This window comes from Streptomyces sp. NBC_01320, from assembly GCF_035974375.1.
In the GTDB taxonomy this organism is placed as follows: Bacteria; Actinomycetota; Actinomycetes; order Streptomycetales; family Streptomycetaceae; genus Streptomyces; species Streptomyces yanii.
On record NZ_CP108390.1, the window covers coordinates 4,328,190 to 4,342,080 of the forward strand.

The 13,891-nt window shown below is 69.1% G+C and carries 12 protein-coding genes and 1 pseudogene; 2 read left to right on the forward strand and 11 right to left on the reverse strand.

The genetic code is table 11. The features are described 5' to 3' along the window. Window positions 1-154: 154 nt before the first annotated feature. Window positions 155-1,272: pseudogene (locus tag OG395_RS19485) on the forward strand (LOG family protein). Window positions 1,273-1,294: 22 nt separating this feature from the next. Here OG395_RS19485 and OG395_RS19490 read toward each other — a convergent pair. The 6 genes from OG395_RS19490 to rlmN all read right to left on the reverse strand — a co-directional run bounded on the left by OG395_RS19490 (window position 1,295) and on the right by rlmN (window position 7,674). Beyond that, window positions 1,295-1,747 carry an SRPBCC family protein gene (locus OG395_RS19490; RefSeq protein ID WP_327244110.1) on the reverse strand — a complete coding sequence of 151 codons (453 nt, stop codon included), beginning with the start codon at window positions 1,745-1,747 and terminating at the stop codon, window positions 1,295-1,297. Next, entirely contained in the window at window positions 1,740-2,102 is a 363-nt protein-coding gene (locus OG395_RS19495; protein WP_327244111.1) for an ArsR/SmtB family transcription factor, read from the reverse strand. The genes OG395_RS19490 and OG395_RS19495 overlap by 8 nt, the downstream gene beginning before the upstream one ends. 298 nt (window positions 2,103-2,400) lie before the next feature. After that, a complete protein-coding gene (locus OG395_RS19500) occupies window positions 2,401-3,426 on the reverse strand; it encodes an ABC transporter ATP-binding protein (protein WP_327244112.1) in 1,026 nt (341 codons plus the stop codon). A gap of 22 nt (window positions 3,427-3,448) precedes the next feature. Then, window positions 3,449-5,098, reverse strand: coding sequence for an ABC transporter permease (locus OG395_RS19505; protein ID WP_327249387.1), 1,650 nt, complete (start codon window positions 5,096-5,098; stop codon window positions 3,449-3,451). Between the two features lie 116 nt (window positions 5,099-5,214). Then, window positions 5,215-6,336, reverse strand: a complete 1,122-nt coding sequence (locus tag OG395_RS19510) for a thiamine ABC transporter substrate-binding protein (RefSeq protein ID WP_327244113.1) — start codon at window positions 6,334-6,336, stop codon at window positions 5,215-5,217. Window positions 6,337-6,567: 231 nt separating this feature from the next. Beyond that, window positions 6,568-7,674 carry a 23S rRNA (adenine(2503)-C(2))-methyltransferase RlmN gene (rlmN, locus tag OG395_RS19515; protein WP_266981004.1) on the reverse strand — a complete coding sequence of 369 codons (1,107 nt, stop codon included), beginning with the start codon at window positions 7,672-7,674 and terminating at the stop codon, window positions 6,568-6,570. A 314-nt stretch (window positions 7,675-7,988) separates the two neighbouring features. On the opposite strand from rlmN, the gene OG395_RS19520 reads away from it, so the two are divergent. Continuing rightward, complete coding sequence (locus tag OG395_RS19520) at window positions 7,989-8,231, forward strand: hypothetical protein (RefSeq protein ID WP_327244114.1); 243 nt, start codon at window positions 7,989-7,991, stop codon at window positions 8,229-8,231. Between the two features lie 217 nt (window positions 8,232-8,448). Here OG395_RS19520 and OG395_RS19525 read toward each other — a convergent pair whose 3' ends face one another. The 5 genes from OG395_RS19525 to tsf form a co-directional block, all read right to left on the reverse strand. Beyond that, window positions 8,449-9,726 (reverse strand): cation:proton antiporter, encoded by a 1,278-nt coding sequence (locus OG395_RS19525; protein ID WP_327244115.1) that lies wholly within the window; start codon window positions 9,724-9,726, stop codon window positions 8,449-8,451. A 517-nt stretch (window positions 9,727-10,243) separates the two neighbouring features. Further along, entirely contained in the window at window positions 10,244-11,329 is a 1,086-nt protein-coding gene (locus OG395_RS19530; RefSeq protein WP_327244116.1) for a phosphatidate cytidylyltransferase, read from the reverse strand. Next, window positions 11,329-11,886, reverse strand: a complete 558-nt coding sequence (frr, locus tag OG395_RS19535) for a ribosome recycling factor (protein WP_266783436.1) — start codon at window positions 11,884-11,886, stop codon at window positions 11,329-11,331. The genes OG395_RS19530 and frr overlap by 1 nt, the downstream gene beginning before the upstream one ends. Window positions 11,887-12,069: 183 nt before the next feature. Continuing rightward, window positions 12,070-12,846 carry a UMP kinase gene (gene pyrH, locus OG395_RS19540; RefSeq protein ID WP_266981013.1) on the reverse strand — a complete coding sequence of 259 codons (777 nt, stop codon included), beginning with the start codon at window positions 12,844-12,846 and terminating at the stop codon, window positions 12,070-12,072. A 160-nt stretch (window positions 12,847-13,006) separates the two neighbouring features. Next, complete coding sequence (gene tsf / locus OG395_RS19545; RefSeq protein WP_327244117.1) at window positions 13,007-13,843, reverse strand: translation elongation factor Ts; 837 nt, start codon at window positions 13,841-13,843, stop codon at window positions 13,007-13,009. Between the last annotated feature and the right edge of the window lie 48 nt (window positions 13,844-13,891).

A 13,891-nucleotide genomic window follows, 5' to 3' on the forward strand; every position in this document is an offset into this window, starting at 1 on the left:
GTGCGAGGGGAGGCGGGCCCGACGGTACGGGCGTTCGCGCCACTCCGCCCCCCTCCGCCCCAGGCGCAACGTCCGTCACGGTGCCACCTCCCACTCCGGGCATATGACCGTACGGATGGAGCGGTACGCCCCGGCCGGTACGTAGCATGACAGCGTGGAGAACCCGGACGACAGCATTCCCGCACCCGGCATCGAGATCGAGTCGCTCGCCGAATTCGACGCGGTGATCGCCGGCGGGTCACTGGCCGGACATCGCGTCCAGTCCGTCGATCTGACGGATCGCAGCGCCGCGCTGTTCGCCGCGGACACGTCCGGCGCGGTCTTCCTCGGCTGCCGGATGGAGCCGGACGCGGCGGCGAAGGTGCGGGCCGACGGGGCGTTCGTCTTCCCGCCCGTGCCAGGGCTGCCCTTCGATCCGTACCGCGGCCTGCTCTACTCCCCCGACGGGCTCTACGAAGGGCTGGCGGAGGGGGTTACGAGGCGACGCCCGACGCCCGCGCGTACCGCTGGTTCCAGCGGACCCGCGCGAACGGCGACACCTTCGCCTCGATGCTGCGCGCGCTCCATGACGACGCGGTCTCCGACGCGTTGGACGAAGTCCTCACCGGGGCGCGGGTGGTCGGGGTGATGGGCGGCCACACGACCGCGCGCGGCAGCGCGGCGTACGCGGCCGCGGCCCGGCTGGGCCGGACCCTGGCGCGCGGCGGGCTGACGGTGGCCACCGGCGGCGGCCCGGGCGCGATGGAGGCGGTGAATCTCGGTGCGTACGCGGCGCCGCATCCCGATCCGATGCTGGACAAGGCATGCGAACTCCTTGCCGCCGCCCCGTCGTTCACCCCCTCGGTCACCGAATGGGCGCTGGCCGCCTTCTCCGTGCGGGAACGCTGGCCGGACGGCGGAGGCTCGGTCTCGATCCCCACCTGGTTCTACGGTCATGAGCCGCCGAACCCGTTCGCGGACCACATCGCCAAGTACTTCGCCAACGCGCTGCGCGAGGACGGGCTGCTCGCCCGCTCCACGGCGGGCGTCGTCTTCCTGCCGGGCGCCGCCGGAACCGTGCAGGAGGTCTTCGACAACACGACGCCGAACTACTACGGCTCACGCGGCACACCGACCCCGATGGTGCTGGTCGGCCACGCCCACTGGACGGAGGAACTGCCCGTCTGGCCACTGCTGCGGACGCTGGCCGCGGGCCGGCCGATGGAGTCCCGTATCGCCCTGGTCGACACCGTGGACGAGGCCCCCGAGGCACTCGCCCGGCTGTCCGGCTGACCGTCCCGTCCGGCCGAGCGGTTCAGGTCGTTGCGAGCCGGTTGACCAGCGCATCGAAGAACGCCTCCCAGCCGTCCTCCGCCGCCGCGTACTGCTCGGCCGTGAGGTTGCCGCCGCGCTGCTGGAAGACCATCTCGGTGGTCTTGTCGCCGCGATCGGCGAACGTGACGGTGACGACCTCGCCCTCGATGTCGTCGGGCGCGGTCGCGTCCTTCAGTGTGAAGACGAGCCGCTCGGGTGCGACCACCTCCCGGTAGACACCGTGGAACGGCATCTCGGTGCCCGGCACCACGATGACCAGGCTCCACGTGCCGCCCGGCCGGACGTCCATCGACACCCGGTCGAGCGGCACCTCGGCATCCCCGCCGTACCAGGCCGCGAAGTGCTCGGGGGTCGTCCAGGCCTCGAAGACGAGTTCCCGCGGGGCGTCGAGAATACGGGTGATGTCGATGCCCTCGCGTGCCGATTCAGTCATGGTCCCTGTCCTTTTCGGAGTCGTTCCGGATCTTCTGTAGCTGCTTGAGGTGTTCCCCGAGGCGGTCGAAACCGCTCTCCCAGAACGCCCTGTAATGGTCCAGCCACTCCGTGGCGTCCGCCAGCTGCGCCGCCTCCAGCCTGCACGGCCGCCATTGCGCCGACCGGCCGCGCGTGATCAGCCCGGCGCGCTCCAGCACCTTCAGATGCCGGGAAACCGCGGGGAGGCTCATGTCGAACGGCTCGGCAAGTTCGGTGACCGTGGCCTCGCCCACGGCCAGCCGCGCAAGGATCGCGCGACGGGTCGGGTCGGCCAGAGCCGCGAAGACGGTGCTGAGCCGGTCCGCTTCAGCCATGCCCCTTAACCACCTCGTTAATTAACCGATGTGTTTAATGTAGCGCGCGGAACTGTCCCGCAGGCACGGCGCGCCATGCCTACGGGACAGCCCTTAGAGCCTGTCGGGTGACCTTCGATCGGATAGCGGACGCGGTCTGGTGCGTGCGATTCCAAGGCGGCGGGATGTCCTCGGATGGGGTCTCCCCTGCTCGAACGAAGCCGAGAGCCTGGGGAAGGAGCTACTAGGACATTTCGGCAACGCGGGAAGCGTGCGTGCCAGGGCGTGGCCGCCCGATCAGAGGTCACCCGACAGGCTCTTAGAGGCGCTCGGGCAGCACCACTGTCTCCGACGCGTCGAAGGTCACGCCCACCGGCGCGCCCTCCTGAGGGGTGTCCCGCAGCAGGCACTCCGACTCCAGGACCGGACCGCTCTCGGGGTGGAGGGTCACGGCGACATGGTTGCCCCGGAAGGTGCGCGCGCCCACCGTGCAGCGCAGCCCGGACTCCGGGGATCCGAGCCGTACGCCCGCCGGACGCACCAGCAGAGCGCACGGACCCTGCGGCGAGCCGTCCGGCACCGGCACCTTCCCCCACGCCGTACCGGCCGCCGCGCCGGTCACCGTCGCGTCCACCACGTTGTCGAAGCCGAGGAACCGGGCGACGAATGCGGAGGCGGGGCGCTGCCAGACCTCCAACGGAGTGCCCGTCTGGGCGATCCGCCCGTCGCGCATCACGACGACCCGGTCGGCGAGGGCGAAGGCCTCGCTCTGGTCGTGGGTGACGGCAAGTACCGTCGTCCCCAACCGGGCGAACAGGGTGCGCAGTTCGACGACGAGGCGTTCGCGCAGACTGCGGTCCAGCTGGCCGAGCGGCTCGTCCAGCATCAGCAGCTTCGGCCGCGGGGCGAGCGCCCGCGCGAGGGCGACGCGCTGCTGTTCTCCGCCGGACAGTGCGGCGACGGCCCGCCGTTCGGCGCCGGGCAGGCCCACCAGTTCGAGAAGTTCGGCGACCCTGCGGTCCTGGTCGTCGCGTGTGACGCCGCGCATGCGCAGCCCGAAGGCGACGTTGGCGCCGACATCCCGGTGCGGAAAGAGCTGATGGTCCTGGAACATCAGGCCGAGACCGCGCCGGTGCACCGGCACCCCGGTCTGGTCGACGCCGTCGAGGAGCACCCTGCCGCCGTCCGGCGGGTGCAGTCCGGCGATCACGCGCAGCAGGGTCGACTTGCCGCTGCCACTGGGCCCCAGGACACAGACGGTCTCGTGGTCCGCAACCTTCAGATCCACCGCGTCGAGCGCCGCCCGCTTCCCGAAGAGGACCGTGGCGGATTCCAGTGTCAGCATGTCCAGAACACCCCGAGCATCGTCAGAACTCCCCGGACCGGTCCGGGCGGATACGTTCGAGCAGCAGCAGCGACACCGCGCACACCAGCATCAGAATCGTGCTGAGCGCCATCGCCTGCCCGTAGTTGAGCTCCCCGGACCGTCCCAGCAGCCGCGCCACGGCCACCGGCAAAGTCGGGTTGTCGGGCCGCGCGATGAACACCGTCGCCCCGAACTCACCGAGCGACACGGCGAACGCGAAGCCCGCCGCGACCAGCACCGCTCTTCGCACCAGCGGCAGATCGACCTCGCGCCAGGCCCGCAGCGGCGATGCCCCGAGCACCGCCGCCGCCTCCCGGAGCCGCCCGTCCACCGCCCGCAGGACCGGCAGCATCGTCCGTACGACAAAGGGAACGCCGACCAGCGCCTGAGCAAGCGGCACCAGGATCCACGAAGTCCTCAGATCCAGCGGGGGCTTGTCCAGGGTGATCAGAAAGCCGAAGCCGACGGTGACGGCGGACACCCCGAGAGGCAGCATCAGCAGCGCGTCGAAACCGCGGACCAGCCGCCCGGCCAGGGAGGTCCCCCCGGCCGAGTCCGTTCGAGCCTGCGGGAGCGTCAGCGCGGCCGCCGCAAGGCCGCCGACGAGCAGCGCGATCGCAGTCGCGACCAGCGCGTACCGCAGTGAGTTCCCGATCGCTTCGAGAGGTGCGACCAGGAACGTGCTGCCGCTCGCCTCCACGGACTGCAGGGCGCGGTAGTAGCCGAAGCCGTAGCCGCCGGGGGCGTCCAGCGAACGCTCCACGAGCACACCGAGCGGCAGCAGGATCAGCACCAGCACCGTCAGCAGGACCCCACCGAGCAGCGCCCACTGCCCGGTGCCGCGCGGCCTGCGGGAGGTCTGCGCCGGATCGACCAGCTTCAGCGCCGTTTCCCTGCGCCGCACGGTCCACGCGTGCACGGCCAGGATCGCGCCGACCGCGGCGAACTGAACCAGCGTCAGCACGGCGGCCGTCGGAAGGTCGAGGAGCTGGGCGGTCTGCCGGTAGATCTCGACCTCCAGCGTGGAGTAGGCCGGACCGCCGAGGATCTGTACGACCCCGAAGGAGGTGAACGTGAAGAGGAAGACCATCAGCCCGGCGGCGGCCACCGCGGGCGCGAGGGCCGGCAGAGTGACCCGCCGCCACGCCGCGAACCGCCCGGCGCCCAGTACCCGGGCGGCCTCCTCCTGCCGTGGGTCGAGTTGCGACCACAGCCCGCCGACGGTCCGCACGACGACCGCGTAGTTGAAGAAGACATGGGCGAGCAGGATCGCCCACACCGTGGTGTCGAGACTCACGCCCGCCAGTTCGTCGAGGAAACCGCCGCGCCCCAGCAACGCCAGAAAGGCCGTCCCCACAACGACGGTCGGCAGGACGAACGGCACGGTGACGACCGCCCTCAGCACCTGCTTGCCGGGGAAGTCGAAGCGGGCGAAGACATACGCGCCGGGCAGCGCGATCAACAGGGTCAGCGCGGTCGACGCGAGGGCCTGCCAGGTAGTGAACCAGAGGACGTCGAGGATGTCCGGCCTGGTCAGGACCTCGCCGATCCGGCCGAACTGCCAGGCGCCGTCGGCCTTCAGACCGCGGCCGACGATCGCGACGACGGGGTGGGCGAAGAACAGCGCGAAGAACGCGACGGGCACGGCCATCAGACCGAGCCGCACCACGCTCCCCCGCCATGCCCCTGCGCGCCGGGGGTCCGCGAGCCCGGTCCGGGTCCGCGACCCCTTCCCGCCCGCGCCCGGACCGCGTACGGGAGTCCTCGCTACTTCACTACGAGCGAGGACCACGACTGGACCCACTGCTCACGGTTCTTGGCGATGGCGTCCGGGGCCACGGTCGCGGGCCTGTCGACCGTAGCGCCGAACTCCGTGAAGAGCTCCGGCAGCTTTGCGTCCTTGGTGACGGGGTTCACGAACATGTTGAGCGGCATGTCCTCCTGGAACTTCTTGCTGATCAGGAAGTCCAGCAGCGCCTTGCCTCCCGCCTCGTTCTTCGCGCCGTTCAGCAGACCGGCGAACTCGATCTGACGGAAGCACGTCCCGGTCGCGACGCCGGTCGGAGCCTCGCTCGGCTGCGGCTTCGCATAGAGCACCTCGACCGGCGGGCTGGAGGCGTACGAGACGACGAGCGGCCGGTCCGCCTTGGCCTTCTTGCCGCCCGCGGACCCGGAGAACTCCTCGTTGTACGCCTGCTCCCAGCCGTCGACCACCTTCACGCCGTTGCTCTTCAGCTTCTTCCAGTAGTCCTGGTATCCGCTCTCGCCGTAGGTGGCCACGGTGCCGAGGAGGAAGCCGAGACCGGGCGACGAGGTCGCGGCATTCTCCGTGACGAGAAGGTTCTTGTACGCGGGCTTCGCCAGGTCGTCGAAGGTCTTCGGTGGCGCGAGCTTCTTGTCGGCGAAGTACTTCTTGTCGTAGTTGATGCAGATGTCGCCGGTGTCGATCGGGGTGACCCGGTGCTTGGCCGCGTCCAGCTGGGAGTCGGCCGCGACCCGGTCGATGCCCTTCGCCTCGTACGGAGTGAACAGTCCGTTATCGAGGGCGCGGGAGAGCAGGGTGTTGTCGACGCCGAAGAACACATCACCGCGCGGGGAGCCCTTGGTCAGGATCTCCTGGTTGAGGGCGGCGCCTGCGTCACCGCTCTTCAGCACCTTGACCGTGTAGCCGGTCTCCTGCGTGAACGCCTTCAGCACGTCCTTGGAGGCGTTGAACGAGTCGTGGCTGACAAGGGTCACGGTCTTCGAACCGGAGCCCTTGGTGTCGCCGGGCCCCGAGGCCGAGTCGTCGGAACTGCCGCAGCCGGCAAGTGCCGTCACGCCGAGCGCGGCGGCGACGGCCGTCGCCGCGAGCTGCTTGGTCCCACGCGTGGTGCGGGTGGTGCTCATTATGAATTCCTCCTGGGTTTGACCAGGAAGAGACGCGGCCCTGCCCTTGGAGAAACGGGCAGGGCGCAACAGCATGAGTTGATGACCGAACTTCCTACCCGGAATGACCCGGGCGAGGTTCAGAGGGTCTGCGGCCAACCTGTCCTCGGTGCCGCACTCTCAGCGCTGTGGCGCTCCCCTGTCGGAATATGAAGTTGATTTCGGGCCCAGGTTACACGGGCCCTTTCGGCCTCAGCGCTCGGATGCCGCCAGCTGCCCGCAGGCCCCGTCGATCTCCTGGCCGCGGGTGTCCCGCACGGTCACGGGCACTCCGTGGGACGCGATCGCGTCGACGAACGCCTTCTCGTCCTCGGGCCGGGAGGCGGTCCACTTCGAGCCGGGCGTCGGGTTGAGCGGGATCAGGTTGACATGGACGCGCTTGCCCTTGAGGAGCCGGCCGAGCAGGTCACCGCGCCAGGCCTGGTCGTTGATGTCGCGGATCAGCGCGTACTCGATGGAGATCCGGCGGCCGGACTTCTCCGCGTACTCCCACGCCGCGTCCAGCACCTCGCGTACCTTCCAGCGCGTGTTCACCGGCACGAGCGTGTCCCGCAACTCGTCGTCCGGCGCGTGCAGCGAGACGGCGAGACGGCACTTGAAGCCCTCGTCGGCAAAGCGCAGCATGGCCGGCACCAGGCCCACGGTGGAGACGGTGATGCCGCGCTGCGAGAGACCGAGACCGTCCGGCTCCGGGTCGGTCAGCCGGCGAATCGCGCCGACCACCCTCTTGTAGTTGGCGAGCGGCTCACCCATGCCCATGAAGACGATGTTGGAGAGCCGCGCGGGCCCGCCCGGAACCTCCCCGTCACGCAACGCCCGCATACCGTCCACGATCTGGTGGACGATCTCGGCGGTCGACAGGTTGCGGTCCAGACCGGCTTGCCCCGTCGCGCAGAACGGACAGTTCATCCCGCATCCGGCCTGCGACGAGATGCACATCGTCACCCGCTCCGGGTAGCGCATCAGGACGGACTCGACCAGCGTCCCGTCGTGCAGCTTCCACAGCGTCTTACGGGTGGTGTCGTCGTCGCAGCTGATGTGCCGGACCACGGACATCAGGTCGGGGAACATCGCCTCGGCGAGCTTGTCCCGCGAACCGGCCGGGATGTTGGTCCACTCGGCCGGGTCGTGCGCGTACCGCGCGAAGTAGTGCTGCGACAGCTGCTGCGCGCGGAACGGCTTCTCGCCGATCGCGGCGACGGCTTCCTTGCGCTCGGCGGGCGTGAGGTCGGCGAGGTGCCGCGGCGGCTTCTTGGCTCCGCGGGGCGCGACGAAAGTGAGTTCTCCGGGCTTAGGCATGGTCCGTCCAGTGTGGCAGACACGCCGTGGCGGTAGAGGCCTTCACCAGCTCAGGAGGGGTGAGGGGCACACGGGCCCGGTCGACGTCGGCCGTCATCAGTCGACGTCGGCGGCCCTTTGACGGCCCACGGACGGCCCGGCCGCGCGCAGGGACAGTGACCGATCGCACGACAGGCAGGTGGTGCGCACAACGGCCCACCACGCCCTAGAATCGAATATGTGTCCGAAAACTGCTCTCGGATCGCCCGACGGAGGACGGCATCGCGACGTGCCCGTACTGCCGACCCGACAGAGCCAAGAGAGCGAGGAGTGCTTTGAGCCGCGAGCTGCCGGACCCCGAGGACACGCGTGACGCACCGATCGTCGTGCACCGAGCAGCAGGAGCGGGTGGCCGTCGAGTGACGATCCGCGCTCAGACCGCGGGCCTCGCCCGCAGCGACGCCGACGTGGTCGAGTTCCTCCGCCGCGCCGGCCTGCCGGACGCCGATGACGTGCTGGACGACCCCCGGTGGGTGGAGTGGCAGGGCGGCCGACCACACGAGTACGGCGCGGCCTGAGAGCTGTCCGGACAGGTTGGTGGCGCGACTGTGCTCGCCGGGGAGCTGAACGGCTGGGGCCGCGAATGAGACTGTGAGCCGGTGGGGTCGGGGCCGCGCGAGGTGCTCGGGCGGCGCCTACCGCTTCTTGCGGAACCGGCGCTTCTTTGCCCTGGCCCGGAGCAGAGCCTGAGCCTGACCGGCCGCGCCGCTCGTCATGCCGATGGTGCCGACGGGATCAGGCTGAGGATTCGGCGGACCCTTCCCGCAGTTCCGGGCTCCGGCGGCGAGCTCGGGCGTACCACCTGCCGTAGCGGGAGCCCAGAAATGCCGCTGATGCGCCGTGCAGGCAGACGCTGAGAGCCACGGTTACGGCGACGACACCGGTGAGCAGATCCGTCCCCGGCAGATGCTCTTCGAAAGCGATCAGTCCGAGCACCACGGATGCCAGCCCGCGCGGGCCGAACCAGCCGGTGTACGCGATCGAGGGAAGACGCAGTCCGGTGCCGATCAGTGAGACGGCTACGGGAAGCATGCGGATGATGCTGAGGCTGAGCACGGCATACACCGGCATCCGCCAGTTCACGTGCTCGAGGGAGGGGCCCAGGATGGCCCCGCCGAAGATCAGGAAACTCAGCGCGGCCAGCAACTCGCCGAGACGCTCAAGAAACCCGACGTCCCCGCCGCTGCCTTCATCAGCGGCACCCGAAGACCCGGCGACCCGTCCCGTACGCAGCACCGCGCCAAAGGCCAGTCCGGCGGTCCATGCCCCGATGAAACCACTCCCGTCGACCACGATGCACAACGCGTAGGCGATCACCAGCACCGCGAGAACCAGGATGGGCCGCCAGTCGGGCGCGCTCCACCCCCGGGCTGACGACCATCGCAGCACCCGCGCGCCCAGCCACCCGACCACCAGTCCGATGGCGCTGCTGGCCACGAGGGCGAGGAAGAAGACCGCCGTCGGACCCTGGTGTCCATCGTGCCCCCCACCGGCCGCCGCGAGGGCCAGCAAGAAGAAAGGCACCGCCATACCGTCGTTGAGTCCCGACTCGACGCTCAAGCCGTGCCGCACGAGAGCCGGGATACTGCGGTCCGAGACCGCCTGCTGTCCCAGCGCCGCGTCGGTGGGAGCCAGGATGACGGCAACGAGCGCGAGCTCCCACACGGTGAGGCCAGGCAGGAGGAGCCATGCCACGAGCCACCCGAAAGCCATGGTCAACGGCAACCCGACAGCCAGTAGCCGTACCGGCAGGAAGTGTTCCCGGCGCAGTTCCCGCGTTCGGATCGAGGCGGCTCCCGTGAACAGTACGAGCGCCAACGCGCTTTCCAACAGCACTCGGATGAGCTCGGGGTTCGTACGGCGGTCCAACAGATCCAGGCCCAGCGGCCCAAGCACCAGGCCGAAGGAAACGAACATCATGGGCCCGGAGAGCATCGTCGTGGACAACCGACGCGACACCACCGCATACGAGGAGATCACTGCGGACGCCGCGATCGCGGCCCATGGATTCACCCGGTTCTCCTCAGAGCAGAGCGCGACGCTGCTTCGTCCACTTCACCGATGCGTTGCACGACAAGCGTGGGACAGCCACTCCGGCTGAGTCGACGCGGCACTCCGCGGCCCCGCCCAAGCACCGCCGGATGGTCCCTTCTCGGACATACCCCGGCCCGTGGCGGGCCTCGGGCTCACCCGGGCGGCCTGGACACCGGCGCGGTTACCCGGGCTGTGTGACCGTGCGGTCGCCGTCACGGGGTGGCCACAGGGACGGTTCGACGGTTCGACTGCGGAGTCGATCCACCGCATGCTCACCGACCCGCTGCACACGGGAGCCTGAACCGGAAAGGCGATCAGTGATGTTGTTGCCTGAGATGCAGGTCACACGGCGCCCGTGTCCCGTTCCTGGCCGAACTCTCCGGGCCGAGGCACGGTTCGTCCCGTGTCGCAGACAGACGAGTGAGGGCCCGCCGTCCTGTGGACAACGGACCCTCACATGAAGAAACGCAGGTCGGGATGGTGGCGGCCCGACTTCTCAGCCGGAGCCGACGAAGAGCACCAGTAGGAGCCAGACCACCGGAGCGGTCGGCAGCAGCGAGTCCAGTCGGTCCATGATCCCGCCGTGACCGGGCAGCAGCGTGCCCATGTCCTTGATCCCGAGATCCCGCTTGATCATGGACTCGCCCAGGTCGCCGAGGGTGGCGCTGGCAGCGACGGCCAGGCCGAGCAGCAGTCCCTGCCACCACGTGCCGTCGTCGATCAGGAACTGCATGCACAGCGCGCCGGCGACCATCGCGAAGGCGACGGCTCCGAACAGTCCCTCGCGGGTCTTCCCGGGGCTGATCCGCGGCGCGAGCTTGTGCTTGCCGAAGCGCCAGCCGACGGCGTACGCGCCCGTGTCGCTGACCACGGTCAGCAGGAGGAAGGTGAGCACCCGCTGCGGCCCGTCGTGCGCGCTCAGCAGCATCGCGACGAACGTGGCCAGGAAGGGTACGTAGAACGCGGCGAAAACACCGGCCGTGACGTCCCTGAGGTATCCCTCGGGCGGCTCGGTCATCCGCCAGACCAGCACTGCCAGGGCGGTCAGCGCCATGGCGACCCAGGCGCCCTCGGCTCCGCGCATGTAGCCGGCCACGACCATCGCCGCGCCGCCGATCGCGAGCGGTACGAGCGGTGCCTTGATGCCCTTGCGCTCCTGCAGCCGGGAGGTGAGTTCCCAGAGGCCGACGACGACGGCGATCGCTATCACGCCGATGAAGACGGCCTTCACGATGAAGAGCGAGGCGACGATGACGGCCCCGAGCCCCACACCGACCCCTATGGCGGCTCGCAGGTCACGACCCGCACGTTTCTTCTGCGGGGGCGGCGGCGCGGTGGACATGGGCTCCTGCGGCTTCTCGTCACGGTACGGGGGAACGCCGCGCCGGCCGGAGGCTCCCCCGTTCCGGTCGTCACGGTCGTCAGCGTCTCTACCTGCGTCGGGAACGTCCGGCACGATGGGCATGGGCCGAGTGTGCTGGGCGTCATGCACATCGTATGCAGGACCCGCGGGGGCAGCCCTCATCTCGGGCGTACCCCCGTAGCCGGCTCCCTGCGGGGCGCCCCAGGAAGAGTCGTTCATCAGACTTCGAGCAGCTCGGCTTCCTTGTGCTTGAGCAGCTCGTCGACCTGCGCGACGTACTTCGCAGTGGTGTCGTCGAGCTCCTTCTCGGCGCGGCGCACCTCGTCCTCGCCGGACTCCTTGTCCTTGACCAGCTTGTCCAGGATCTCCTTCGCCTTGCGGCGGACGGCCCGGATCGAGATCTTGGAGTCCTCGGCCTTCGTCTTCGCGACCTTGATGTAGTCGCGACGACGCTCCTCGGTGAGGTCGGGGAAGGTCACTCGGATGATATTGCCGTCGTTGCTCGGGTTGACGCCGAGGTCGGAGTCGCGGATGGCCTGCTCGATGTTGCGCAGCGCGCTCTTGTCGAACGGCGTCACGACAGCCATGCGCGGCTCGGGAACCGAGAAAGAGGCCAGCTGGTTGATCGGGGTCAGGGCGCCGTAGTAGTCGGCGACGATCTTGTTGAACATCGCCGGGTGCGCACGGCCGGTGCGGATCGCGGCGAAGTCTTCCTTCGCGACCACGACGGCCTTCTCCATCTTCTCCTCGGCCTCGAGGAGGGTTTCTTCGATCACCACGTGCTCCTGCGTGTCTTGAGTGGGCCCGGCATGCTCGGGCCCGGCGGGTCCTGCGTCGCGTCCTCACCTGCACGGTGTCCGACCGGCAGGCCGTTGTCCATCCTTCGGGACCGTCCCCCGGGTGTCCCCGGTCGGCCCCGGGGCCATCGGGGGGATTCCCCCGGGCGGCCCCCCCGGTTGTCAGGCCCGGGTGCCCTGGTCGCTCACGAGCGTGCCGATCTTCTCACCCTTGACGGCGCGGGCGATATTGCCGGCCGCGGTCAGCTCGAAGACGAGGATCGGCAGCTGGTTGTCACGGCAGAGCGTGATGGCGGTGGCGTCGGCAATCTTGAGATCGCGGGCGAGCACCTCGCTGTACTCCAGCGCGTCGAACTTCACCGCGTCGGGGTTGGTCTTCGGGTCGGAGTCGTAGACCCCGTCCACCCCGTTCTTACCCATGAGCAGGCCCTCGGCGTCGATCTCCAGGGCGCGCTGGGCGGCGGTGGTGTCGGTGGAGAAGTACGGCATGCCCATACCGGCGCCGAAGATGACGACGCGTCCCTTCTCCAGGTGCCGCACGGCGCGCAGCGGGATATACGGCTCCGCGACCTGCCCCATGGTGATGGCGGTCTGGACGCGGGAGTCGATGCCCTCCTTCTCCAGGAAGTCCTGGAGCGCCAGACAGTTCATGACGGTGCCAAGCATGCCCATGTAGTCGGACCGGGCCCGGTCCATGCCGCGCTGCTGGAGCTCGGCGCCGCGGAAGAAGTTGCCGCCGCCGATGACAACCGCGATTTCCGCACCGCCCCGGACGACAGCCGCGATTTCCCGGGCGATGGCGTGTACGACGTCGGGGTCGACGCCGAGGCCCCCGCCGCCGGCGAATGCCTCTCCGGACAGCTTCAGCATGAAGCGTCCGGCCACCTTGCCGTCCTCGCGCTTATGGTCACCTTTGGCGGCGTCCGCGCCCTTGTTCATGGAGATTCTCCTCGTGCACATACGAAGAAGGCCATTGCCGGTGGGTCTGGTGTCCCTCAGCGGCAATGGCCTCCTCGTCAGATCTGCGGTCGTACGGCGGGTGTGCGGCCGTACGACTGCACCAGACCCTATCGGGGTCCACCGTTTTTCGCGGACGGACTCAGATGCCGACCTTGATGCGCGAGAAGCGCTTCAGGGTGACACCGGCCTCGTCCAGGACCTTCTGGACGGACTTCTTGTTGTCCTTGGCGAAGGCCTGCTCCAGGACGACGACGTCCTTGAAGAAGCCGTTGACGCGACCCTCAACGATCTTCGGAAGGGCGGCCTCGGGCTTGCCCTCCTCGCGAGAGGTGGCCTCGGCGACACGACGCTCGTTCTCGACCGTCTCGGCCGGAACCTCGTCGCGGTTGAGGTACTTCGGGGCGAAGGCGGCAATGTGCTGCGCGACGTCCTTGGCGACCTCGGCGTTCTCCTTGTCCAACTCGACCAGGACGCCGACCTGCGGCGGGAGGTCGGGCATGGTGCGGTGCATGTACGCAGCCACGTAACCGCCGGTGAACTGCGCGAAGCGGTCCAGGACGATCTTCTCGCCGAGGTTGGCGTTGGCCTCGTCGACGTAGGCCTGAACAGTCTTGCCGGCCTCGATCTCGGAGGCGAGCAGCGAGGCCAGGTCGGCCGGCGAGGTCGCGGCGACGTGGGCGGCGAGAGCGTCGGCGACGGCCAGGAACTTCTCGCCCTTGGCGACGAAGTCCGTCTCGCACTTCAGCTCCAGCAGGACGCCGGAGGTCTTGTCCTCGGAGATGAGGGAGACGACAGCACCGTTCTCGGCAGAACGGCCCTCGCGCTTGGCGACGCCCTTCTGACCCTTGATACGGAGCGCCTCGACGGCCTTGTCGACGATGCCGTCGGCCTCGTCGAGCGCCTTCTTGCAGTCCATCATGCCGGCGCCGGTGAGCTCACGGAGCTTCTTGACGTCAGCGGCGGTGTAGTTCGCCATGAGTCTGTGTTTCTCTCTCGAAGTCTGAAAGATCTACGGGTGAACGGC